General features: G+C 48.0%; 18 protein-coding genes. 7 read left to right on the forward strand and 11 right to left on the reverse strand.

What is annotated here, in order from left to right; genetic code table 11:
* Positions 1-162: 162 nt before the first annotated feature.
* The 6 genes from BFJ94_RS12670 to BFJ94_RS12695 all read right to left on the reverse strand — a co-directional run bounded on the left by BFJ94_RS12670 (position 163) and on the right by BFJ94_RS12695 (position 10,279).
* Positions 163-513, reverse strand: a complete 351-nt coding sequence (locus BFJ94_RS12670) for a type II toxin-antitoxin system PemK/MazF family toxin (RefSeq protein ID WP_068779893.1) — start codon at positions 511-513, stop codon at positions 163-165.
* Between the two features lie 3 nt (positions 514-516).
* The gene (locus tag BFJ94_RS12675; RefSeq protein WP_082790021.1) at positions 517-798 is read right to left on the reverse strand and encodes a CopG family ribbon-helix-helix protein; all 282 of its coding nucleotides are present in this window, start codon (positions 796-798) and stop codon (positions 517-519) included.
* Between the two features lie 245 nt (positions 799-1,043).
* Complete coding sequence (gene alr / locus BFJ94_RS12680; RefSeq protein ID WP_120465217.1) at positions 1,044-2,228, reverse strand: alanine racemase; 1,185 nt, start codon at positions 2,226-2,228, stop codon at positions 1,044-1,046.
* A gap of 215 nt (positions 2,229-2,443) precedes the next feature.
* Positions 2,444-3,577 carry a LolA family protein gene (locus tag BFJ94_RS12685; protein ID WP_120462998.1) on the reverse strand — a complete coding sequence of 378 codons (1,134 nt, stop codon included), beginning with the start codon at positions 3,575-3,577 and terminating at the stop codon, positions 2,444-2,446.
* Between the two features lie 214 nt (positions 3,578-3,791).
* Positions 3,792-9,800: an S-layer homology domain-containing protein gene (locus tag BFJ94_RS12690; RefSeq protein WP_162944265.1), complete on the reverse strand. Its 6,009-nt coding sequence runs from the start codon at positions 9,798-9,800 to the stop codon at positions 3,792-3,794.
* Between the two features lie 245 nt (positions 9,801-10,045).
* Complete coding sequence (locus BFJ94_RS12695; protein ID WP_120463000.1) at positions 10,046-10,279, reverse strand: hypothetical protein; 234 nt, start codon at positions 10,277-10,279, stop codon at positions 10,046-10,048.
* Positions 10,280-10,479: 200 nt separating this feature from the next.
* Between BFJ94_RS12695 and BFJ94_RS12700 the strand changes: the two genes are divergently transcribed.
* Together BFJ94_RS12700 and BFJ94_RS12705 are read left to right on the forward strand one after the other, a co-directional pair.
* Positions 10,480-11,847, forward strand: a complete 1,368-nt coding sequence (locus BFJ94_RS12700) for an amino acid permease (protein WP_268238244.1) — start codon at positions 10,480-10,482, stop codon at positions 11,845-11,847.
* Positions 11,848-11,925: 78 nt separating this feature from the next.
* The gene (locus BFJ94_RS12705; RefSeq protein ID WP_120463002.1) at positions 11,926-14,172 is read left to right on the forward strand and encodes an alpha/beta hydrolase family protein; all 2,247 of its coding nucleotides are present in this window, start codon (positions 11,926-11,928) and stop codon (positions 14,170-14,172) included.
* A gap of 70 nt (positions 14,173-14,242) precedes the next feature.
* On the opposite strand, the gene BFJ94_RS12710 is transcribed toward BFJ94_RS12705, so the two are convergent.
* A complete protein-coding gene (locus BFJ94_RS12710) occupies positions 14,243-14,791 on the reverse strand; it encodes a GbsR/MarR family transcriptional regulator (RefSeq protein WP_120463003.1) in 549 nt (182 codons plus the stop codon).
* A gap of 380 nt (positions 14,792-15,171) precedes the next feature.
* Here BFJ94_RS12710 and BFJ94_RS12715 point away from each other — a divergent pair, with 380 nt between their 5' ends.
* The 4 genes from BFJ94_RS12715 to BFJ94_RS12730 all read left to right on the forward strand — a co-directional run bounded on the left by BFJ94_RS12715 (position 15,172) and on the right by BFJ94_RS12730 (position 18,676).
* Positions 15,172-16,392: a quaternary amine ABC transporter ATP-binding protein gene (locus BFJ94_RS12715; RefSeq protein ID WP_120463004.1), complete on the forward strand. Its 1,221-nt coding sequence runs from the start codon at positions 15,172-15,174 to the stop codon at positions 16,390-16,392.
* Positions 16,385-17,227 (forward strand): ABC transporter permease, encoded by an 843-nt coding sequence (locus tag BFJ94_RS12720; RefSeq protein ID WP_188831501.1) that lies wholly within the window; start codon positions 16,385-16,387, stop codon positions 17,225-17,227. Before BFJ94_RS12715 ends, BFJ94_RS12720 begins: the two co-directional genes overlap by 8 nt.
* A 2-nt stretch (positions 17,228-17,229) precedes the next feature.
* The gene (locus BFJ94_RS12725) at positions 17,230-18,147 is read left to right on the forward strand and encodes a glycine betaine ABC transporter substrate-binding protein (RefSeq protein ID WP_120463005.1); all 918 of its coding nucleotides are present in this window, start codon (positions 17,230-17,232) and stop codon (positions 18,145-18,147) included.
* A 301-nt stretch (positions 18,148-18,448) separates the two neighbouring features.
* Positions 18,449-18,676: a hypothetical protein gene (locus tag BFJ94_RS12730; protein ID WP_120465219.1), complete on the forward strand. Its 228-nt coding sequence runs from the start codon at positions 18,449-18,451 to the stop codon at positions 18,674-18,676.
* 223 nt (positions 18,677-18,899) lie between these two features.
* On the opposite strand, the gene BFJ94_RS12735 is transcribed toward BFJ94_RS12730, so the two are convergent.
* From BFJ94_RS12735 to BFJ94_RS12750, 4 genes are all read right to left on the reverse strand, one after another.
* Positions 18,900-22,208 carry an ABC transporter permease gene (locus tag BFJ94_RS12735; protein ID WP_120463006.1) on the reverse strand — a complete coding sequence of 1,103 codons (3,309 nt, stop codon included), beginning with the start codon at positions 22,206-22,208 and terminating at the stop codon, positions 18,900-18,902.
* A gap of 12 nt (positions 22,209-22,220) precedes the next feature.
* The gene (locus BFJ94_RS12740) at positions 22,221-22,922 is read right to left on the reverse strand and encodes an ABC transporter ATP-binding protein (protein ID WP_120463007.1); all 702 of its coding nucleotides are present in this window, start codon (positions 22,920-22,922) and stop codon (positions 22,221-22,223) included.
* An 877-nt stretch (positions 22,923-23,799) separates the two neighbouring features.
* Positions 23,800-24,381 (reverse strand): MDR/zinc-dependent alcohol dehydrogenase-like family protein, encoded by a 582-nt coding sequence (locus BFJ94_RS12745; protein ID WP_120463008.1) that lies wholly within the window; start codon positions 24,379-24,381, stop codon positions 23,800-23,802.
* A gap of 3 nt (positions 24,382-24,384) precedes the next feature.
* The gene (locus BFJ94_RS12750) at positions 24,385-24,978 is read right to left on the reverse strand and encodes a hypothetical protein (protein WP_120463009.1); all 594 of its coding nucleotides are present in this window, start codon (positions 24,976-24,978) and stop codon (positions 24,385-24,387) included.
* Positions 24,979-25,078: 100 nt separating this feature from the next.
* Between BFJ94_RS12750 and ybaK the strand changes: the two genes are divergently transcribed.
* Positions 25,079-25,552: a Cys-tRNA(Pro) deacylase gene (ybaK, locus tag BFJ94_RS12755; protein ID WP_205571023.1), complete on the forward strand. Its 474-nt coding sequence runs from the start codon at positions 25,079-25,081 to the stop codon at positions 25,550-25,552.
* The last annotated feature ends 20 nt before the right edge of the window (positions 25,553-25,572 follow it).

A 25,572-nucleotide genomic window follows, 5' to 3' on the forward strand; every position in this document is an offset into this window, starting at 1 on the left:
CAAAAACCTGCATTCTCGCAGGAATTCACCCTCACAAGAGCAAATATCCGCGAAATTCCTGCATATTTGCAGGCTTTAAAGTCTCCCCATCCTTCCCACAAAAGAAAAAAGCACCCGAATCATCGAGTGCTAGCGTGAAAGGCTCGCTTCCATGCTTTATCATTAAAAATCAATCAAACCTAGACTGATTAACAATGCGTCATTGACTTTCTTCATCGTCTCATCGTCTAAATGTGTGATTTTATCGGTTAATCTTTGTTTGTCGATCGTTCGAATCTGTTCCAGTAAAATGACGGAATCACGATCAAATCCGTGCGTAGCTGCATCAATTTCGACATGAGTCGGCAGCTTGGCCTTCTGAATTTGAGCTGTGATGGCAGCAACGATAGCTGTAGGACTAAATCGATTGCCGATATCGTTCTGGATGATTAGCACCGGTCTTACCCCTCCCTGTTCAGAACCAACTACTGGGGAAAGGTCTGCAAAGAATACGTCACCGCGCTTTACGATCAATGGTTACACCCCGCTTACTAGGCGGTCCAGAGTGATGTCTGCATCTTCCTCTGCTTGGAACGCTTCAGAGGCCATGGAAAGGTTAATCTTAGCCATCTCCATATAGCCTCGCTGCATTGATTCACGGATGAATCTCTTCTTCCGCTCATTTAGGTACAGCTTCATGGCTTGCCGGATCAATTCGCTGCGGTTGGAATTCTCCATCGCCACGATTCCATCTACCTCCTGTAAAAGATGATCCGGTAAACTGATCATGATTCGTTTGGTATTGTGCATATTGGCCATCTTTACTTCCACCCCCAAAACCTTATCGACCCAAAACCCTTGCATTAAAACTCAGTATAGCATTATTCAAGGGAATTTATACAAGAAAATATATGCCGAGAGTATATCAAGTATGCTGCATATCATTATAAACAAAAATGATAGTAGCGTACACACCTGATTCTTTCCATATTCCTATCATTCGATAACCTCAGCATAAAATCCTTCAAAGTCGCAGAAAGTTTTTGTTGGTTTTTGTCAGGTATCTACGAAAGAAGCGGATTAAGCACTAATTCCGTCGCCCCTTTACGCTTATACACCCGTGCAACCCGATGGGCCATCATGCATACCACTTCGTAATTGATCGTTCCAAGCAAAGCAGCCAGTTCCTCGGCGGTAATTTCCTCGCCCGATTGCTGACCGATGAGTACAACCTCTTCGCCGGCTTGAATTTCTTCGGCTTGTTCCGCCAAAGTTTGTAAAGAAATCATACATTGATCCATACAAATTGTTCCCACTACAGGGACGCGGTTTCCGCGTATCAATACCTGTGCCTTACCGCTCATCATTCGGGAATAACCATCAGCATAACCAATCGGAAGGGTTGCAATTCTCTCTTCCCCAGCGGTTACATACTTGGCCCCGTAGCTAATAGCTGAACCGGGCGGTACGGTCTTCACGTAGACTGTCTGAGTCTTCAGCGACAGCACCGGCTTCAGTGGAACCCGCTCCTTCACAACCTCGCTGGAAGGATACAGGCCATATAAAGCAATACCAATTCGAACCATTCGGCAGGTAACTTCTGGTAAATCGATGGCGATAGCGCTATTGCCCGTATGTATTATAGGGATATGTATCCCCTGATTCCGAAGCGCTTCGACCACGCCCTGAAAACGTTCGTATTGTTCCAATGTATAACCTTTGTCTCTTTCATCCGCAGTCGCAAAATGGGTGAACATCCCTTCCACTTCCACATGTGAAATTTGCATAGCCCGACGGATGAAATCAACAGCATCTTGCCCCGGCTGCAGACCAAGACGTCCCATGCCGGAATCGATTTTGATATGGACCTTCAGCTTGTGTGCGAAATCTGCAGGATCCAGTGCCGCAATCTTATCAAGTACATCCTCACTGAACACGTTAAGGGTAATATCGTGTTCCCAAGCGGTTCGTACTCCTTGCGGGGAGGTATATCCCAGAATCAGAATGGGCAGGGTAATTCCGGCCTTCCTTAGCTCTAGCGCCTCGTCTAAGAAAGCTACGCTAAGATAGTCGGCGCCCAGCGCCTCCAGTTCCCGGGAGATCGGAACTGCACCGTGTCCATAAGCATTGGCCTTCACGCATGCTAACAACTTAACTTCCTCCGGTAGTCTGCGGCGAAATGCTTCATAATTGGCACCGAGTGCATCCAGATCAATTTCCGCTTGTGTGGGTCGATAATTCACTTGCACTTTCAAGTCACCTTCTCCAATGTTTTCAAAAAGTCCATGCCAAACGATACAATTATCGTAATGTTATGAGGTTCTCATGTCAATTCCGCTGCAAGCCCCATATTTGCAATTATGTGAAGTAATATTTTGGACGAAGAAAAAAAAGACGGATTAACGGTACTCCTGCCGGGATCATATCACCGTCAGGCTGAACCGAAAACCGCCCTATTTCCCCATTATTTACCTGTCTGATCCTGCATGGAGGCCGCGATCTTCACCATCTCCGTCACCGGCAGATTATCGCTAGTAATCCGGAACTCAAGCCCCTCGGTCGTCCATGTCAGGGTCTGCAGATCAATGCCAGTAAGCAGGCCTGCTGTGAAGCCAAGGTCTACCACTTGACCCGGAACGAGTGAAGTAGCCCGGTCAGCCGCCCTCGTCTCGGAAATCGTAAATTGATAGGCCCCGTCATACCTTAGCATGACAAGACTGCGATCGGTATCTTCAATCACTTTATCGTCCTTATATACTACTCCGTCTGGTAAATAAGTCGGAATTATGATTCCAAAAGGATCTGACATTGCCGGCAAAGAGGGTACTTCCGTCCCTTCTCCGCTGACGGCTGCATCCGGCGAATCCGTTCCGATTCCCGCTGCTGCCTCATCCTTAGACGTCACTTTCTCGATCAGCATTCCCGTCTCATCCACCTCAAGCAGAGTTCCCTTCGCATCCTGGGAAGCTGCATCCAGATTGCGCTGCATATCGAATGACTTATCATCGAATTTAGTATTGAAGTCGAACTTGTCGAACTTCACCTCTACGACCACCTTGGCCTGGGCATCCGATACCTGAACTTGCTTCGGCGCATAATTCTCCTTGTTCAGCCAGATCTTCTGACGCACCAAGGCATGGGTGTTGTAATTCGCCGCTACATCGAATACATAATTATCCTTGTCGCTTACAAACTGCCTTGAGCTGTCGCTTAGAATGCTTCGTATCAGCGTCTGATACAAATATACCTGGCCCTGATTCTCGGGCCAATCGCTCTGGAAGCGGAAGCTCTTGTTGAGGCTTGGCGTCAGCACATAGACGCCCTGATCATTGCGCAGGACAATCTGAGTAATATTCTTCTGCGCGTTCGTGAGTGCGATCCGGTAGTAGGATGGCTTCTGATGCCATACCTCCACCTTGTATTCTTGCGGACTATCGCCAGTGTACAAGGTCATCGTCCCGGAAGTCTGGTAGCTCTCCAGTTTGGTAACGACTTTGTCCAAATCCTTAACGACACCTGCGGCGTCCTTTTTCCCGCATGCGGTCATTACGATGCCAAACACGATTATGATGGTCAGCATCCACGTGATCCGACGCATGAGATCATCCCCTCTGCAGTTTGATTTCCTAAACTGATACATGTCTATGAGGGAACTTGGCCGATTATGCAGACTAGCTTGACAAGCCAGCAAGGAAGTCCACGAAAGCATAATCCCGAGTATCCTTGAGTATGAACTATTTCTGATATATGAACGATAAAGAGGGTGTCCCTAAGCCATGGTCATGGCTTGAAGGGACACCCTCTTGGATTGATTAACGGTTCATAGCAATATAGATCATCTTCGCAACTTCCGCACGGGTAAGCTCGCCCTGCGGGTCAAATCGATGATTTTCTTTACCATTGATCACATTTTGCGCCTGCAGACGGTCTACTGCTTCCTTCGCCCAGGCTGAGATCTCAGCACGATCTGTGAAGGTCGTATCCACCGTGTCTGCCGAGGATTTATGCAAATAAGACATCCAGCGGTCTATGACAACAGCTGCTTCCTCACGCGTAATCTCAGCCTGTGGACGGAATGCGCCTCCGCTTCCCTGGATTAGTCCGAGCTCTGCAGCCACTGTCACATAACCTCCGTAGTAGGCGTCCGAGGCTACATCGTTAAATGGCGAAGTCCCTTCCTTCGCTGGTAGCCCCGATGCCCGGACGAGAAGCGTGACGAAGTCGGCACGGCTAATCTCCTGATTGGGCTGGAAGTGCTGCGAATCAACGCCGGTGATCACATGCTTGGCCGTCAGCTTCTGAATGAATTCCTGGGCCCAAGTACCTGTGACATCCGCAAAATTCTTATGGTACTCAAGTACGGCGAATGAAGATAGCTGATCCGTTGTAAATTCCAGGCTGCCTTGATCAAAGGCACCGCCTAAATATACAGCTTGACCGCCAGCAATCCGATAAATACCGGCATAATCCCAATTAAGCTGTCTAGGAGCGAGCTTTCTCTCTACCTTAACTGGCCCAGCAAGACGCTCGATCGCTATCTCTTGGCCTGCTTTCACAGCAACCATTCGCAGTGTATAGACAAGGCCTGTAGAGCGATAATCTGCATTACTGTTTATAACTTTCTGTAAATCGGTCCGAAGAGATTCATGGGTAGTCGTCTCGATATACAAAGTGATCTTATCCGCTTCGATTGCATCCCTCGTCAATGACGTTGCCGGAATCGCGAGACAGATAGACCCGGCTTCAACACGAACCGTCAGCCTGCGTTCTTGTAATTGTCCCAATACTGCTGCGTCCAAATCAAGCTTGGACGTCTCACCCGCCTCCTGCAATCGAATCAGGATTGTTCCATCTGCAGCTTGAATCGCCTGCTCCAGAACCGACTTACTAACCGAATAAGTGCCATCTTCCCCCGCTTCAGCTACAATAACTCCATCTTTCAACTGGCTCGAGGAGTCCGGATTTGGAATAGTTCCTCCATTGCCGCCCGTACCCGGAGTAGTTGTTCCTGGATTTGGATTCGGGTCTGGATTCGGCTCAGGATCAGGGCGACTTGGTTCTGTTGCGCTCCCTGTGTAGAATCCCCAAATATCCGAGGTGGCGCTGCCGCTGAACTCGTCATTGGCTCGAACATACCACTGATAGTAACGGTCAGAGGTAAGTCCGTTCCAAGCCACTGAAGCATTTGCACCGCTTTCTACCTGCGCCTTCTGACCGATCAGCTGGTCGGTATAGACCTTCACACCGATATAATCCGTAGCAACGCGCTTCGTCTTCGGCTGTAGATCTATATCCAGCGAGAACTCATCTTTGCCAGGGTAAACTTCCGGATCATAATAATTGTAATCATCCAAATAAGGTGAATAAGTCTTGATGTGCAGCTTGTTATTCTTCATATCGAACTGCATCAAGCGGATATATCCGAGTCCACCTTCCTCTGCACCCTGATAATCGGCCAGCATTTGATATACCTTGCGGTCGCTGATACCATCCCCATTATCGTCCAGCTCATCAATTTTCAGCTGGGCGTCATGATAATGACCACTCAAAGCAGCAATCACGTTCTTATTAGGCTTTATCACCTTCTCGAAGATTTGATCCGCGATCGGGGCGCGATTGTTCGATACGAGCAAGTATTCATGCAAGGCTAGAATCGCCTTTCTCTCCGGATATTTGGCAACGACCTGATTCATCCATTCGATCTCTTTGTCACCCAAGCCCCAGCCCATATAGACGATGATAAAATCATTACCTCCTGCAGATACCAGGTCATAGTGGCCGCGGTTATTATCGTATGAGCCGGCAAATGTCGGCATATTCTTAAATCTGTCCTCACCAAAGTATTTCCAGTAGTTCGTATAGTCATTTTGCTGGTGGCCTACATCATGATTGCCAGCCAATACGCCATAAGGAATGTTGGCGTCCTCCAGCACCTTCATATCCTTATCCGCTTCCAGCCACTGATATTCCTGGTATTCCTTATCGACGATATCGCCGGTATGAATCACGTATTGCAATTTGATCCTGTCCTTATTGTCAGCGATCCACTCCACATTCTTCTGATAAATATAAGGATAGTCCTGAGAGTAATACTGGGTATCCGACATCCATAAGAAGGAGAAATCATATGGATCATCACTAACTGGTCCTGATTTGGAGACCGCAGCAATCTCATCCTGAATCATGATTTGTATCGTATTGGCCTTCGCCTGTTGAATCATGTAGTCACCAGCCAGGACAGTAGCGCTAAGCTCGAAATCCTCTGTTCCGGCAATTTTGTAGGCAAGCTGCTCCCATCGCTGTGCAGACTCGCTCCATGCATACAGACTGACTTTCCGTCCTTCAAGAGAATGCCCGTTCCATACGATGTCTACTTGATCAGATAACTTGATAGTCGGATCCAAAGTGATCTCATAACGCTGATATGGGAACTGATCCACTGCATCATTCACCAAATACTTGCCATCCACCGCGCGGATATCTTCATATTCCTGTGCAGTCAAAGCCTGTTCGCCTTGCGGAACCATCATCTTTGGCGGTTCGGTATCGGAGGCATTCTTATAACCTACGAATCCTTCCGAACGATTCCCGTCATATTTAAATCCTCGATAGAAGAACACATTCAGCGGATCTTCGGTCGGGTCCGTCACTGTCACGGTCAGATCAGGACGAAGCGATACGTTCTCCTGGCCCTGCTGCGGAGATACGAGCTCCGGCTGGTTCGGATTCTCGTTCGGCACGCTGAAGCGAATCGTCTGCTGCGACTTATTGCCCACTTTATCGGCGGCTTCCAGAACGAGAACATGCTCTCCATCCTTTAATTTTCCTGACGAAGTTGCATAAGGCAGGGCGATGGATTGATCATCCAGCTTCGCATCCAGCCGATCGATCCCTGCCCCATGATCCTCCGCGCTCGCATTAATGGTGAACTCACCGCGATATTCCTTGCCATCCTCTACAGTGGCCTGGATCGAAGGAGCGGTATTATCAACAATCACCTTGGACGTTAATTTATCTGTACCATGCAGCAACTCAACAGTATGCTCTCCATCGGCTACTTTGCGGGTGTCCCAGGAGTAAGCCTTTGATTTAAGCAGCTCTGGCGTCAAATTGAAACGGAAGCCGATCCATTCTTGTTTACCAGCGCTGTCTCCCATCTTGATCTCTTTGTCACGAACCGCATAGTTAGTATCCCAGATTTCTGTGCCATCAGCGAGAAGCAACCTGACATTTTTAATCTCAAAATCATCCTTATTCTCTTCTACCCGGTCATCAAAAGGGGAAGACTTGGACCCTGCGCGGATATAGATGGTGTTATCCTCTCCCATTTGCAGGCGGCTGGTTTCAATCGGGAATGATAGAGTTGTATAGCTGGTGATCGGATCCATAAAGGTATAAAGAATCGTCTTGTCTTTTAATGACGGATCCCCCATCGTAATCGCATTTTTAAAATAATAGTCTACACTATTCGCTTCAAATACGAAGTAAGCATCCTGCTCGAGCGCCGGGAAAGTATCCTGCTCGTTCAAGGCTTGTCCATCTATGCGAAGCTGCAATTCATCCGGGCCTGCTTGCTCAGCTGTTCCTTTGAGCGTCATCTCTCCGTGAACAACCTCTCCAGCCTTCACATTTAGACGAAGCGAAGAGTGGTCCGGACCGCCAACCACGTTAACTCGGACCATCTCGGACTTGATCTCATTTGTACCGTCCGAAACTACGAAATAATACTCAATATACGAGCGGCCGATTAAATCGGCTGATGTTAATTTATAGTGATACAGCTTGTCGTTATAATCCTCTATTAGGTTATGCTGGATATATTCAGGCTGCTTGTCAGATCGGACAAATACCTGAACAGAAGCCACCTGACGATCATCCTTGGCAAAGGCCTGAAGGTGGAGCATGTCTGCCTGATCGACTACAGTTACTCCAGTCATGTCTTCTATCTCTGGCTCGATCGTATCAGGAACCACTTGGACTGGAACAGCCGGTACCTGCGCAGGATTCACCGCACCAGGCGTAGGCGAATTAACGCCTGAGCTTATCTTAATCATCGTCGTGCTGCCATCTACAGGATATTTGAATTCAATCGCTTTATCTTCTTTCGTCTCATCTCCTGCCGTTCCGCCATCAAATAGGGTAGCGCTGTTATAATAAGCGGCCGAGATTTCTCGCTCCGTATTCGTCTTGATCACGACGCCTCTGGAGCCCGAGTTGGCCATTCCATCACTCTGAATTTGGAATAGATTATCATTCAATACTAGATTGGTATGATAGAAATTGTTGAAATCTTCTACTTTATAATCGCTATTCATGCTATTGATGATCCAGAAGACCACTGACTTCTGAGCTGGAATTACAAAATCAGTTTTGGTCGAAGCCCATTTCACATCTGATTCGGGCCCCTTATCGGGGTAGCGATAATAGATTTTGTAATTGTTGAAGTTTACCGGTTGATCGGTATTGTTATATATTTCGATAAATTCATAAGCGTCGGTAGAAGTCCCCGTTACATTCGTCGAGTTCGGTACAAGCTCTGTAACCAGTAACTGAGGTGCATGATCCGCATTAAATTCCGGGATATTCACATTGACAGAAAAGCTTTCCACCGTGCTTCTAACCCGGATCTTATAATCCAGTCTAGACTCTACCAGAGCAGCTGCCGGAATCGTAGCGCGATATTGCTCGCCGCCCGAATTGCTCATCGTAACTACCGTATAACGTGCCTGTGAAGGCGTTTTGTACAGCAACTGGACTTCCGGAACAGGGTTGACCCCATCGGTAAGGTTCTTCACCGTAGCCAGAATTTCCAAGTCCTGTACATTTACAACTCCCGCCAGATTATGAATAATTTCAGGCTGAGTTCCTTCTGCCCTCTGGGTCAACTGCTCATCCTGCACAATCCCTGGTGTTGCCGGGTTCTTCCCGGCGGTGGGAAGGAGAACCATCTCCACACTATTCGAATCTGGAAGCTGGTACACGATCCCCTTATTTAAGGAGACATGTTCTTTATCATAAGATGCCGATACGATGACGCTGTCATCCATTGCGCTGCGGATTTGAATATTCCGAGATGCCGTATTGGCCATCCCCCCGTTACCATTGATCCGAAATAGATTCACACCTTCTACAAGATCAGCGGCCGCACTGAAATTACGGATAAAATCCTGCTCATCGATCGTCTCGTTCACCCCATTCATAACCCAGAATACAATAGGTGAACGTGCTGGAATGGAGATACCGGGGGCCGGTGTCCATTTGTCTTTATTGTTATAGTAGAAATAGTAATTTTGACCGAATTGAATCGTCTTGTCCGTATTGTTATATACCTCTACATATTCATAGGCATCCGACCCAGACACATTTTCCGTATCCGGTACTAACTCCGTGATTAACAGCCTTGGAGAACTATTATCCTCTTCTGTCCCGCCGTCAGTCTGCTGCAGTTCAACGTGGTATGTCTCTGACTGAACTGACGCTCTATCTTGTTCGGTCGCTTCGATATAGTAATCGAGCTGTTGACCGTCAAGGCGATCCGCCGGGATAACGGCCTGATATGTACTATCTGCTATCCAATCTAGCGAAATCGGAGCTTGTGGTTGTGCATCGACCGCATAATATACCGCTGCCGTTACTGACTGTCCCTCACTAGGAATAACAGCTTCAATCGTATAATCCTGCTGCTTATATGCAGCGGTAGGGACATGATTAATCTGCAAATCCATTGCCTTCGCCAGTCCAGCTGGCACGATCAGTCCCATTAGCAAGCAGCTCATAACGAGCAATGAAATCCACCGTGTGCCTCGTACCAAATTTTTCAAGATCCTAACACTCTCCCTATTCCATAATGTAAACCCGATAGATTGCTTAGCTCCCATCGACATTTCTACTAGGGTACAACTTGTATATTTGGACAGTATTATGAAATTGTTAAAAATAAATCTACCAAAAGTTAAACAACATGAGAGAGAGTTCATAGAATCTACTTAATCAAAACAAAACCGGCGGATATAAACTCCACCGGTTTTCCATTCCATTCTAATATATTCTTCTACTTTGAAGATCCTCATAACAAGAGGATAATAGCGAGTAAATCGAATAATGCAAGCGGCAAAATGAACGGGAAGAATGTAGCGTGCGCCTTGCTCCCCTTGCTATGGACCCCACTCACCTTGAGATACACCTTCTTGTCCGATACCTTAACGATAGTCCCGTACAGTACAGCGCCCGTCTTCGTCTTGACCTTAACACGTTTATTCACATATTTGCGTGCTTGCTTATAGCCGACTGCTGTTGCCAAACGCGCTCACCTCCAGTAGTGTTGGCACAATATATGCGCTTATTCCAAGGGAAGTGTGGGCTAACGCCGACAACCTCGATATGATCCTGGGTCGCGGCATGCCGTCGCCATAGAGTTATATCACTTTCTACGAAACGGATTTTATTGTATGATGGGACTCGGTATATTTATTCATTACAACAGCTATGGGAGGACTCTCATTGGACAAGATCAACAACGAAGAATCATCATCCCTGCAGAAGAAGCTGCTGCCGCGCCATATCAGCTTCATGGCTATGGGTGGCGTGATCGGTACAGGGATATTTAAAGGAAGTGCAGAAACGGTAGGGATCGCGGGGCCAGGCGTTATCTTCTCTTATATCTTCGCCGGGCTTCTGCTCCTGGTTGTGATGAGCGCGATCGCAGAGATGGCGACCGTCCATAAAGGCAAGAATATGAAGGAATTCATCCGTGAGGCTTTTGGAGAGCGCGTCTCCTTTGTCATCGGCTGGCTCTACTGCTTCATGTGGCTATCCGTCTGTGTGATCGAGATTATAGCCGCCGGAAGCTTCCTGCAATTCTGGCTGCCGGATACTCCGCTCTGGCTGCTAAGCCTGGCTTGCGCGGTATTCATTATCCTTATTAACACGATGAGCGTAGGCGGCTATGGGGAATTTGAATTTTGGCTGGCCGGTATTAAGATCGCGATGATCATCGTCTTCATCGTACTTGGCGTAGGCATTCTCTTTGGTATGATCCCGGGTGCAACCGCACCGATGCTGCATAACTTTACGAATTACGGGGGCTTTCTCCCCAACGGCTGGACGGCGATTTTCTCCGCTCTGCTGGTCGTTATGTTCTCATACGGCGGCTCGGAGCTGATCGGACTGACCCTATCGGAGACCCAAGATGCTGAGAAAGTATTGCCTCGTGTCGTGAAGAGCTTCATATTAAGAGTTATTCTTTTCTATACCCTTCCCATCCTGGTTATCTGCGGGCTTGTCCCATGGAACAGTCTGAGTGAGCATACCAGTCCGTTTGTGCAGGTACTCACCTCGGCCGGGTTGCAGGGTGCGGCTCACCTCATTAACTTCATTCTGATTACCGCCGTGCTGTCCGCAGCCAATTCCGGAATTTACGGAGCAACGCGGATGCTGCACTCGATGGCCAAAGACGGGGAGGCTCCTGCTGGACTGGGCCGATTATCTGCGAAGGGCGTTCCGATCAATAGCCTGAAGCTTAGCGCTATCGTGCTGATCGCCGGATCGATGATCGCCTATTTTGCCCAAGACGGATTGTTCCGATTGCTGATGGCCGTGCCTGGCTTTGTCGTCATACTCGTATGGATTAGCATCTGTCTGACCCAGCTCAAGCTGAGGAAGAACTACCCGCAGGAGCCGGGCTTTAAGGTATGGGGCTACCCCTATATCACCGCAGTTACAACGATTTGCTTATCTTTGATCGCTCTAATGTTCATATTTGATGCCAGAAACCGGATCAGCATCGGCGTATGTCTCGGGGTACTCGCCGCTCTGACCCTATATTCTATCGTCAAGTTCCGCACTGGAAGCAAGCAGGTAGATCGTTAAAATATACCTATGCATTTCTTCTTTGAATCTCCTGGTCTAAAAATGTTACAATAATGTCATCTAAGGACGGGAGAAAATATGGATTTACAAATACAAGCTGAATTTTCTTTGCGTAAACCGCCGTTTCGTACTAGAATAATGCGGCGCATCCGACGGACGTATCAATACGATACCCGCTTCTGGAGAACGAGTATTGCCGGTCCCTGGGGGGTCGGCATGTTCGCATTTGCCCTGGCTGCGCTCGGCCTGCCGACAGGCTTGGGCCTGGGGATGGATCTGCTCTTGGCCCTCTTCGTGGCAACGATCGCGATGTTCATCGTAGCGAATGCGATCGCTGTCCTACTGGCCTTGACCGGCTTGCCAGCGCCACGTCTTTTTATCGGAACCGTATTATTCGATCTTGGTACGATCTTCTTCATCTTCTATAACGAAGAATCTTTTGCAATCTCCAGCGTAGTCGCGGTCACTCTGACGCTGCTCGGTGTTATCGCCGGTTTATTATGGGGACTGCTCGCTAAGATTTACAACAGCCACCGAACCAGTAAGCGCCTGAGAGCTGGAATGAAGATCGCCGCGGCCCTATGCATCAGTATCGTCATGTGGACCGTTGTCAGCGGGGGCATTCAATCTGTCCAGAGTATCGCTGTTTCAGATCATGTCGAACTTAACCCGGCCCTGCCCGGAAGCTATTCTGTGCAGTCCTTCAATTATGGGAGCGGAACGGATATTTGGCAGCGGGAGTTCGGAGCGGAAGTGGATCTGTTATCGCAGTCGGTCGATGCTAGCGCCTATATCAGTAAATGGTCCAAATACCGCAAGCTATATCTCGGATATGACCAGCATGCTCTGCCATTGAATGGGCGCGTCTGGATGCCTGAGGGCAGCGGAACTTATCCGCTGATCCTTATCGTTCACGGTAATCATCTGATGGAAGATTGGTCAGACGCGGGTTATGCTTATCTGGGCGAGCAGCTCGCCAGCCGGGGATTTATTACCGTATCCATCGATGAGAACTTCCTGAATTACTCCTCCTGGACCGGAATTCCTAATAATGATATGAAGGTGCGCGCCTGGATATTGCTGAAGCATCTGCAGCAAATTCAAACCTTCGCCGAGTCACCTGGCACTCCGTTCTACAGCAAGGTCGATATGGACAATATCGCCCTGGTCGGCCATTCCCGCGGAGGTCAAGCGATCGCCATGGCAGCCGACTATACGAGGTGGTTCAGCTCAGACAATACTCTGGATAACATGGAACTGTTCAATATTAAGGCACTAGCCGCGATAGCTCCAACCGACAAGAAGGTGGATGAGACCGGAGCCAAATTGAAGGATATTAGCTATTTAACGATCCAGGGCGCCAATGACGGCGATGTCAGTGATTTTGATGGCGACCGGCAATATAACCGGACCTCCTTCAGTAAGGGGGCCAATGCGTTCAAGGCCTCTCTATATGTTAGCGGCGCTAATCATAGCCAGTTCAATACGGAATGGGGACTGCGCGACATCAGCTTTCCTAAGGGAATTTTATTGAAAAGGTATAACTTCTTAACGGGTGTGGAGCAGAGAACGATCGCAAAAGGGTATATTTCCGCCTTCATGGAAACCGCTCTGCATCAGCAAGAGCAATATTGGCCTATGTTCCGCGATTATCGCGAGGCCCTTCGCCTGCTGCCGGAGACGACCTATATCAATCAGTTTGAGGATGGTCAGTTTACGATGTGGACACGGTTCGAAGAGGATTCCAACCGCAAGACACTGCCGGGAGGCGGCCAAGCCGAAGGCACTAACATCATCTGGCGAGAAGAAGAGACGAAGAACCGCGGAAAATCCAGCAAGGGCGATCATGCCCTGGTTCTAGAGAGAAGCAACTCCGGCTCTGCGGAGTCCATTTACAGCATGAGCTGGGTATTTGGCGCACCGTTACCTGAGAATCAACCGCCCGACACTCTCTCCTTCTCCTTAGCGGATCAATGCAGATTGCTGTCCGAGCTAGAGGAGGAGACAGATCATGGAGATTTCCATATCGAGGTGGAACTGACAGATACGGATGGCGCGAAGGCGCGCTTGCCTCTCTCCCATTTCAGAGATCTGCCGACCGTGCCGGAGGTGCAATTTACCCTGCATCCTTGGCTAGAGCAGCATATGTCAGATGGAAAATACAAAAATCCAACCGAAGCGATTTTTCAGACTTATCGTTTGCCCCTTACGGAGTTCATAAGCGTTAATACCAAGTTCGCCCCTGAAAAAGGAATCCAATCGCTCTCATTCATTCTTAGCGGAGATCGGGGTCGGATTATGCTTGATGATATCGGTATTTACTAAACAAAAATAGCCTCTGTCTGTGCTGTTGAGTCCTCGTATGGGGTCTATGCACAGATGGAGGCTATTATAATTACTCTTTGGGAACCAGATCGTAAATCTCACCATTCTCCATCGTGTCGATCAGACGATCCAGCCAGGTATAATATTTTATCGCTTCATTCATCTTGCGAATGTCCTCCTCAAGGATCTCACGCATGGCCGGGTCGATATCCTCGGTTAAATGATTGCTCATTTCTTTGATCGAACGCTTGAGCACCAGGATATTCCCCTCCACCGCCTTCCGCCACTTAATCGCAAAGAAGTCGGTAAACGTCTGATACCAATCGTATTCTACCTCGTATAAGTCCTTGCGCGATCCCTTCTCCCATACCTTATTCACCATTTTCAAATCTAGCAGGGTTCTCACGCCTGTACTCATGCTCGTCTTGCTCATCTTCATCCCCATACCCATTTCATCCAGGGTCATCGGTTTATTGGCAAAAAAGAGCAACCCATACAAATGTCCCGTCGATAACGGAATCCCATACAGATTCATATTTCTTCCTATCGCTTCTATAACCCGTTTCCGCACATTAAGTACTGCGGCTTGCTGTTCCGGGCTGAGCTGGTCCAAGCTCATGCTTGCAACCTCCTATCGTTCCGATCAAGCTATCTAGCTGTGGCTGTAATAATAAAATCATAAAGTTAACATTTATTTAATTGTTATTTTTATCTTATGAAAAGCATGCCCAAAAGTAAAGAAGCGAATTATACCGTAATTCTAAGCATATGGGAGTAATCGGAAGTTTCTTTACGTTCAGTTTTTACTGTACATTCTTTACGTACGGATTTTACCTTTGATTAATTTCCGGTTCTTTTGTTAGACTATAAAACAGCAAAACACGTCAACCTGCGTGGTAGTAAATTGTTGCCAAATAAACAGTTGCGGATACTACAGGAAGCTGCAAGGAACCCACAAGTTCTGGCTAACTGTTGAGCGGAACTCTGAGAGGTGAGTATATGGAACAAAATATTCTTGAGATTAAAAATCTGAGCAAATTGTTCGGTCCTAATACGGAACAAGGCGTTCGGTTACTTGAGCAAGGCTATAACAAGGAGAGATTAGCCAAAGAGAAAGGGATCACCGTTGGGGTCAATCAGATGAGTCTGAGTGTCAACAAAGGAGAGATCTTCGTCATTATGGGCCTGTCCGGTAGTGGTAAATCCACTCTGGTCCGGATGCTTAACAGGCTGATAGAACCTACTTCCGGCGAAATTTTGCTGCATGGCAAGGATCTGCTGAAGATGAATAAAGCGCAGTTAAGAGAAGTGCGGCGCAAACATATTACGATGGTATTTCAGAAGTTCGCCCTTTTCCCACATCGGACGGTGCTGCAAAATGTGGAATACGGCCTTGAAATCCAGAAGGTCAACAAGGAAGAACGTAAACAAAAGGCGATGCAAGCGCTGGAACTGGTCGGTCTTAAAGGCTGGGAAAATAAATACCCCGATCAACTGAGCGGAGGCATGCAGCAACGGGTCGGACTGGCACGGGCATTGGCTAATGATCCGGAAATCCTGCTGATGGACGAGGCCTTCAGTGCCCTCGATCCGTTAATCCGGCGGGATATGCAGGATGAATTGATTGAATTACAAGAGAAAATGAAGAAGACAATCATCTTCATCACCCATGATCTCGATGAAGCGCTACGTCTTGGTGACCGGATCGCTCTGATGAAGGACGGCGCGCTGGTTCAGCTCGGAACCCCCGAGGAAATGCTGACCCAGCCAGCCAACGGATATGTCGAACGCTTCATTGAGGATGTTGACTTATCCAAAGTCATTACAGCATCCAGGGTCATGCGTCGTCCAGAGACGGTTACTCTTGATCGCGGGCCTCGCGTTGCTCTACAGCTTATGCGCGAACGGGGGATATCCAATCTGTTCGTCATCGACCGCGGCAAACGGCTGCTGGGCGTGATCACGGCTGAAGATGCCGCCAAAGCGTTAAAGGCTGGGCAAGGATTGCAGGATATTCTGATCACGGACGGCCCGAAGGTATCGCAGGATACATTGTTAGGCGACCTGTTCGAGGTTACCAGCTCTGCCAAGGTACCGCTGGCTGTAGTGGAGGATGACGGCAAGCTGCTCGGAGTCATTGTGCGCGGAGCTGTACTAGGAGCGTTGGCCGGCGGGCTAAGCGATGAAGTCAGCGATCTGGAGGTGAAGGAGCATGAATAATATTCCGAAAATACCGATTGAAGCTTGGGTAGATCGTCTCGTCGATTGGATGGATACTACATTCGGAGGTTTTTTCGATTCCCTATCCACTATTATTGAATTCATCGTGAATCTCTTCTCCAATTTGTTCCTTCTACCTCATCCATTGCTATTTATCGCTATTCTAAGCGTACTAGCTTTCCTGATTGGCAGATGGCCGCTGACTCTATTTACTGCGATCGGCTTCCTGTTAATCGATAATCTCGGCTATTGGACAGAGACGATGAACACCTTAGGGCTCGTTATTACTTCAGGATTAATCTCTATTCTATTCGGGATACCGATCGGAATATGGAGCGCCTATAGTAAGGCGACGCACCGGATCGTATTCCCGCTGCTGGATTTCATGCAGACGATGCCTGCATTTGTCTACTTGCTTCCAGCCGTTACCTTCTTCAGCCTTGGCGTTGTCCCAGGCGTGATCGCCTCGGTCATCTTCGCGATTCCGCCGACGATCCGTCTTACTACGCTAGGGATTCAGCAAGTATCCGGCGAACTCGCCGAAGCGGCAGATGCCTTCGGTTCCACTTCATGGCAGAAGCTGTTCAAGGTTGAACTGCCTTTAGCAATGCCGACGATGATGACCGGGGTCAACCAGACGATTATGCTGTCGCTCTCCATGGTGGTTATCGCCTCCATGATCGGCGCTCAAGGGATTGGCGCAACAGTATATCGCGCCGTCACACAATTGAAAATCGGCCAAGGCTTCGAAGCTGGACTCGCTGTCGTCATATTGGCGATCGTTCTGGACCGATTCACTCAAGGTTTATTCAAAACCAAGAAAAGGGGAGATTGAATATGAAATTAACTAAGAAAATGCTGTTGATCGGGGGGCTTGCCTCGATGCTGGCTCTATCCGCCTGCGGTCAGGCCGCCAATACGAATAAGGCAGGCAACGATACTGCCGGAAATACTGGAGCTGCCGCCATTGGCAAGCAGGTCAATTATCAGATTATCGGCATCGATCCCGGTGCGGGAATTATGAAAGCGACCGACGAAGCGATTAAGCAATATGATCTAAGCGATTGGAAGCTGATCGAAGGCTCGGGGGCAGCGATGACCGCGATGCTGGACAAGGCGATTAAAAAAGAAGAGCCGATCATCATCACCGGATGGACTCCGCATTGGATGTTCTCCAAATATGATCTGAAGTTCCTCGATGATCCGAAGAAGGTGTATGGCGATGCGGAGGAAATCCACACGATCGCTCGCAATGGTCTGAAGGAAGATCAGCCAGTCGCCTATGAATTCCTCGATCGCTTCGAATGGACCTCTGATGAAATGGGAGAAATTATGTCCGCTATCCAAGACGGCAAATCCCCTGAAGCTGCCGCTGAGGAATGGGCCGAGAGCCATAGCGATCGCGTTAATGCCTGGACGGAAGGCTTGACTCCAGTAAACGGAGCTGCGCTTAAGCTCAGCTATGTTGCCTGGGATTCTGAAATTGCCAGTACGAATCTGTTGAAGTATGTGCTGGAGAGCAAGCTCGGCTATAAGGTTACAGCCTTGCAGGTTGAAGCCGGACCGATGTGGACTGGCGTAGCCAGCGGTGATGTGGATGCGATGGCAGCCGCATGGCTTCCTTTAACCCATGCCGATTATTGGGATAAGTATAAGGATCAGGTCGAGGATCTTGGAGCGAATATGACTGGAGTACGGACAGGGCTGGTAGTACCCGCCTATGTCGATATCAACTCCATTGAAGATTTGAAATAATCAGGCTCTATGAAAGAAGAAACCATCCCGCACGCGCGGGATGGTTTCTATGTTTTATATATAATGAAGAAGAGGGAGTATACTTAATGTATCATTGCATCCTTAAATAAACCTTACTGTAACCTGAAAATTAAATTAAAAACATCAAATCCTTGGAAATTCCCCGCCCATCAGGGTACTTGCCGTTACTGATAGTCATTCTCCTCATACTTTATTCTATGAGAGGTAATTCATAAAGTCCGCTTTTGATCCTGAAGTGAATCAGGAGTGGAGCCTTTATAGAAGGAGGGGAAACCGCTTGATTGAAGAAGCTTATTATAATTGTCTGCGTTGCAAGAACAGACGTGTTCGCCTTTTAACCACTGATGGGAAGCATTATGTAGGTACGGTCGTGGACGTAGACTATAATAATGTATATTTACGGCCAGATAGAGGCGTAGTGAAGACTTCGGCATTCTATCCAAATCCTTATGCAGCTGACATTCTGACCCTGAGCCTGTTCACGCTGCTAGCGATCGCTCTGATCTAATTCAACCGCGTAATCTACAGTTCATTATCGACATAGTCTCATACGCACTGAAGGCCCCGCTCTTAGCGAGGCCTTCACACATATATAATTTATGGGGTACTCTTATCCTACTTCTCCAACCTTAGAATTTGCTTAAAGGAAAATTAGAATGCCATAAAAAAAGAAAAAAACTCTCCCTTGACCAGGTTCCATGTTCTAACCTGCTGCGAGGGAGAGTTCTCGATTATTCGACGGATTTCAGCGCTTCGATCATATCGATCCGCTTCAGTTTATAGTGCATCGTCACCATGACGATGCCCGAGAACAGCAGTGTGAGAGCCGCAGCATAGCCATAGCTAAGCCAGTGCACCGTAGGACTGAACATCATCACATCGACCTCCGCCGTCTTCAGCACGAAGCGATGCAATGTAATTCCGAAGAAATCCCCGGCTATAATCCCCAGAATCGTCAGGATCATATTTTCCCGGTAAATATACATCGTCACTTCCTGGTCATAGAAGCCCAGCACCTTGATTGTGGACAGCTCGCGAATCCGCTCCGATACATTGATATTCGTCAAATTGTAAAGGACTACGAAGGCCAGAGCAGCAGCTGAAACAATCAACACCACCACGACCACATTCATACTGTCCATCGTGTCCTTGAAGGAGCCACTTACTCCGCTAGTGAAGCTGACCATAGCCACCTGCTCATTCGCTGTCAAGCGTTCTCCAAGCCGATCCTCAAACGTTGGCTCCGGATCGCTATAGTTGATCAACTGCATATTGACACTCGGCTGCTTGCCGAAGATCGTCTCATAATAAGCTGGCGTCATATAGACATAGTGCATCGCGTAGTTCTCTGTGATACCCGCTATTCTTACTTCAAATGCATCATTGCTATTATTCTCGATCACCAATTTGCTGCCGATCTGAAGATCGAATAATTTAGCCAGCTTCTCTGTGACGATCGCCCCGTCATCCGGCAATTCTTGAATCTGCTCCTGTCCTCTTTCCCGTAATACTATAAAATCGGAGAGGTGCTCGGTTGAAGAAGGAACGAACAGGTGGATATCCTGGCTGTTAACGCCCTTTCGGACCGCTTGCATCACTTCCTGCGCCACATTCAGGGTTCCTGTGACCTCTGGAGTATCCGTGATCAGCTTATTATAAGCAGTCATCCCTTGGGGAGTCTGATCCTCCTTAAACACCACTGCCATATTGTACTTCATGATCTTCCCATACTGCAGTGGAGCGATATCGCGAATAGAATCCTTAAGTCCGAACCCGGTCAGAATAAGCGCCGTACAACCTGCTACTCCGCATACCGACATGAACATGCGCTGCTTATAGCGGAACAAGTTCCGAGCCGTAACTTTCCCCGTGAAATTAAGCTGACGCCAAATAAATTTGATCCGTTCGAGGAAAATACGCGATCCGCTCCGCGGAGCCTTGGGACGCATCAGCACGGCAGCATTACTGCGCAATTCCACCCACGCGGCCGCGAACGCCGTCACGGTCGTACATAATACAGCCACGAGCAGGGATAGCAAGCTATAGCTCATGTAAAAATTAATTCGCACCTCAGGCAGATTATACAAGGATCCGTATGCGTTAAAAATAATCGTCGGGAACAAGGTAAATCCGATCGCCAACCCGGCAGCCGTCGCCAGGACACTGGCCAGCGTCGCATAGACCAGGAATTTCCTCATAATATCGGAATTGCTGTAGCCTAGCGCCTTGAGCGTACCGATCTGCAGCCTTTGCTCCTCGACCATCCGGGTCATCGTAGTCAAGCTGACCAGCGCGGCGATCAGGAAGAAGAACACCGGGAATGCCTTGGCGATCGAGGCCAGCCTCTCGGCATTATCCTCAAACTCCGTGTAGCCCGGGTTCGATCCGCGCTCCAGCACATATACCTTCGGCGGCTTCAAATCATCCAGCTCCTGCTGACCATTCGCCAGGTCACGCTCGCCATCGGCTATTTTCTTAGCGGCATCCTGCTTCTCCCGGCGGTAAGTATCCATGCCCTCTTCATAATCCCTCCGGCCCTGATCCAGCTCGGCCTTGGCCTTAGCCAGTTCTGCCTCGCCTTCCCGCTTCGCCTTAGCTAATTCCTCCTGGCCCTGCTTCCTTTCCTTCTCGCCTTGGGCTAGCTTCTTCTCCGCAGTTTGTAATTGCGCTGCTCCGGCTTCCAGCTCCCGCTGCTTCGAGGCGAGCTCCTGCTCGGCTGCCTTAAGCTGCTGTTCTCCCTGCTTCAGCCCCTGCTCGAACGCGCTTACGGCTTGCTTCAGCGTCGCCGCCTCGACCTTCCCGGCCATGTATCCGGCCACTGCCTGGCCGAGAGAGGCATCCGCCGCATTAGCGGCAGAGATCAGCTGCTCTTGCTGAGCCTGCGGAAGGCTATCCGCTGGAACAGTAGTGATCTGCTGCAGTGAGGCGACAAGCTCCCGACCAGCTGTAAGCTGCGGCTCCACCTGCTGCTTCCGGGCAGCCAACTGTTCCCGTGCCTGTTTAAGCTGGGCTTGCCCGGCAGTTATTTTTTGCTTGTTCCGCGCTAGCTCTGTCCGGCCGTTTTCAAGCTCTCGGGCTGCCTGATCCAGCTTGGCCTGACCTTTCTCCAGCTCGGATTGCAGCTTATCAACACCTTCCTGATAGCTCTTCTCTCCGTCATCAAGCTTCGTCTTGGCATCGCTCAGCTTCTTCTCCGCATCGGCAAGCTGTTGCTTGGCATCCGTGATTTGCTGTCTTGCCTCATCCAGCTTGGCCTGGCCCTCTTCGCGCACCTCGTCCAAACGCTGCGCCGGCATTCCCGCCATCGCTTGCTTAATCGCCTTTGTATGCTGTTCAATCTTCACTCCATACTCATCTGAGTATGCGAGCAGACCAGCTGTATCCTTGAAGCTCATATAGGCTTCCGTGTATACAGACATATCGAAATTCTGCTCAGGTATGATCACGAACACATCCGCCGTACCTTTGCCGATCTGGCTAGAGCCGCGTCCAATGTTATTGATGAACTGGGGGCTTTTGACGAACCCCACTATTTTATAGGTAAGCTTATGAAATGTATCATTCAAATCTACATCCGGGTCAGGATTCGTGAAGGTGATCATATCCCCCAGCTTGTAGTGCTTGGTCTTTCCGCTCGCATCCAAAGCTACCTCTCCAGAGGCTTCAGGCAGTCTGCCCTCAGTGATCAAATAGCGGTTCAATGAATCATCCGCTTTATACGACTGAACCTTCGCAATCAAGCCGCTGTCATCCAGGAATACATCTGCGCTATAACCTGGCTGGACGGCCTGCACATCAGGGACCTGCTGCAAAGTCTCAATATCTCTCTGCTTCAGTCCATAGGTGGTCTGAACCTTCAGATCCATCAAATTGTACTGCTTGTAATATTGTTCAGCTGTATCCAGCATGTCCGGGCCCGTCGCCTTGATTCCTGCAAAGAAGCCAACACCCAGCATGATAATCGCAAAAATGGACAGAAATCTCGTCTTTGTTCGCCATATTTCCCGGAAAATATCTTTCCAGAGCTCCCTTTTATTCATGCCTACAGCTCCTTACCACTCGATATCGTCTACAGAGATTGGGCTCGGGTTCATCACCATTCTGCGGACCTTCGCATTATTAATCTCGATCACCCGATCCGCCATCGGTGTAATTGCAGAGTTGTGGGTGATGACAATGACCGTCGTCCCTGTATTACGGCAAGTGTCCTGCAGCAGCTTGAGCACCTGCTTACCGGTGTTGTAATCGAGCGCGCCAGTAGGCTCGTCGCATAGAAGCAGCTTGGGCTGCTTCGCTAACGCCCGGGCAATCGCCACCCGCTGCTGCTCCCCGCCGGAGAGCTGGGCCGGGAAGTTATTCAGACGCTCCCCCAGACCGACATCACGCAGCACCTGCTCCGCATCGAGAGCACGGGGAGATATCTGGGCTGCCAGCTCCACATTCTCCTTCGTCGTCAAATTCGGCACCAGATTATAAAATTGGAACACAAAGCCGACATCATTGCGGCGATAACCGGTGAGCTCTTTACGATTGAACTTGGCGATATCTGTCCCGTCTACGAGCACCTGGCCTTCATCCGCCGTATCCATCCCGCCCAGAATATTCAGCACCGTTGACTTTCCGGCGCCACTGGGGCCGACAATAACCGCGAAATCCCCTTTTTCTATTTCAAAATTAATGCCATCATTGGCTACAATCATCGTCTCGCCCATCTGATAACGTTTATATTCATTCTTGATTTCTACAAATGCCATACCGCCCACTCCCCCTATCCTCATGACGAAACCATTTGCTCGCATTGATCATATAAGTAACTTTTAGTTGTAGTTCGTTAATTCGTAGAGTAACCGCCGGTTTTGTGCAAAAGTAGCTATCTGACCTTTAAGTGCCTCCAATTGTAAAGAAGGTAACTATCAGTCCGCTAAGTGCCGCCAATCGTGCAGAAAGTAACCATTCAGTTCGCTAAGTAATCGCCGCTTTCGTGCAAGAGAATCATCAGTCCCGTTCCATCAGATCGCTAAATAACTACCAATTTATGTAAACCACTTCTCTCAACTGGAGACTCTCAATCGTACTAAATGTACCTATAAATCCAGTGTATCACAATCGACAATGTGAATAAAAACTCATGGAGTCTCCGCCTAAAATTAGCGTTACATTACCGAGTTACTTCCTGTTCCCCCACCTGGTTCAGAAAATCTAGCAATGATCAGGTTGTTGATCAAGTTATAACTCTGAGAACGCGAAACAGCGGCTACTCCATTTGTAACGAAACAGGGTATCGTTATTTGCGTCAAAAGGAGAAATTTCAAAATCTAAGGAAACAGGGTATCGCTATTGAGGCAAAATGGGGGCGGAATGACGTGTTTTTACTCCAATAACGATTTGGTGTTTCGTTAGAGCTATGAGCTACGGAAAACTCCCCTGTACTTTTTCAAAAGCCTGCAATTATGCAGGAATTTCACATATTTCCCGCTGAATATAGAAAATTCCTGCGAAAATGCAGGCTTTTGCTATAAACAGGTGGTTTGAGACTGAAATTCCTGCATTTTTGCAGTTTTCGAGATTGCGCGATGCGCTGGCTGTTGCCCCTAGAGCCAAAGTAAAAAGGCAGCCGCCCCAATCCCACATTTATTTTAATTCCTGCGCATAATTCGTTGTAAGTTCCGTAAAAATTGTTTGCTTATTTGAATTTTCAGCCAAAATGTCAGCTGGATCTGTTCCATCAAGATTAAATTTGCCAGCCTGCATATTAATTACCCCGTATTGGCCAAAAGCGTTTTTGCTTAGAAATATTACATATTGGCTGCCTTTTTTCATTTCGGTATACCCCGCACGTGCGATTCTTTTTTTACCTTCAAATGTCTGATATATACCAATGGGTTCGATTACAGTAAGATCCACCCCATCCTCTTCCGGTCCTTTTAGAACCTTTTCAACTTTAATCTCTGTGAACGTAACGATATCCTCAATATGACCCGTAGAGAACCTTGTTAAATGTAACTTTCGATCTTCAAAATCTTTAATTGGACTACCAATAACAACTAGTTCAGCCTCAGAGAATAATGCTTCTGCGGATGAGAATCCTTTATAATCCGAGGCTAGATATACATCATGGACAGAATTATAAATAGCAAAATAATAGTAACCTGATGCTGCCAGAATGAATGCTAGAACAAAAGAAATAATGACATTTTTCTTTTTTAATAACATCACCTATTCCTCCAGTATCATTAATTCCTGCGTAAACTTCGTTGTTAGTTCCATAAAAATCCTCTGCTTATTTAAATTTTCAACTGAAGCATCATCAGGATCTGTTCCATCAAGATTGAATTTACCAGCCTGCATGTTAATTACCCCGTATTGACCAAATGTGTTTTTGCCCAAAAATATCATATATCGGCTGCCTTTTTTCATGGCGGTATACCCGTCATGTGCGATTCTTACTTTACCTTTAAACGTCTGATACACGCCTACAGGTTCGATTACCGTAAGATCTACCGCATCCTCTTCCGGCCCTTTTAGAACCTTTTCGACATTGAGCTCTGTAAACGTAGCAATATCCGCAATATGACCCGTAGAAAGCTTTGTTAAATGCAGCTCGCGATCTTCAAATTTTTTAATCGGACTACCGATAATAACCATATCCGCCCCTGAGAATAATGATTGTGCAGATGAGAACCCTTTATAGCTCGAGGCTATATTTATATCATGAACGGAATTATAAATAGCAAAGTAATAGTAACCTGCTGCAGCTAGGATTAAGGCCAAACTAAGTGCAATAAAGATACTTTTCTTTTTCAATAACATCGGATTCCCCTCCTCTATCTTAATTTCCCTTCGAGCAATATTTGGTATTATAGTAGTACAGTACAACCCCAAAACAATACACAAATACAAAAGGTGATCGATGATGGAATTTAAAACGAATGTGATGAGGATTTTGGACAAGTTAAAAGTGGAATATAGAAGCTACAGTTACGCGGATACGGATGCGATTAGTGGTACCGAGGTGGCCGAAACGCTAGGCCAGAACCCCGAGCAAGTATTCAAGACCTTGGTCACCGTCGGAAAGTCGAAGAAATACTACGTATTTATGATCCCGGTGGCTAAGGAGCTTGAATTGAAAAAAGCCGCGCAAGCCGTCGGAGAGAAGTCCATTGAGATGATCAAATCGAAGGATTTGCTGGCGATTACCGGCTATGTTCACGGAGGCTGCTCCCCGATCGGGATGAAAAAAAGCTTCACCACCACGATCGATGAATCCGCCGCCGCTCATTCGACGATTATTTTCAGTGCAGGCAAAATCGGCTATCAGGTCGAGCTGAGTCTGGATGATCTGCGAAAGGCCATTTCTTTTCAATTAGGAGATATTTCACAATAAGTTTGGAACGGCGGCTTGTG

It is taken from the genome of Paenibacillus aceti (assembly GCF_003614185.1).
In the GTDB taxonomy this organism is placed as follows: domain Bacteria; phylum Bacillota; class Bacilli; order Paenibacillales; family Paenibacillaceae; genus Fontibacillus; species Fontibacillus aceti.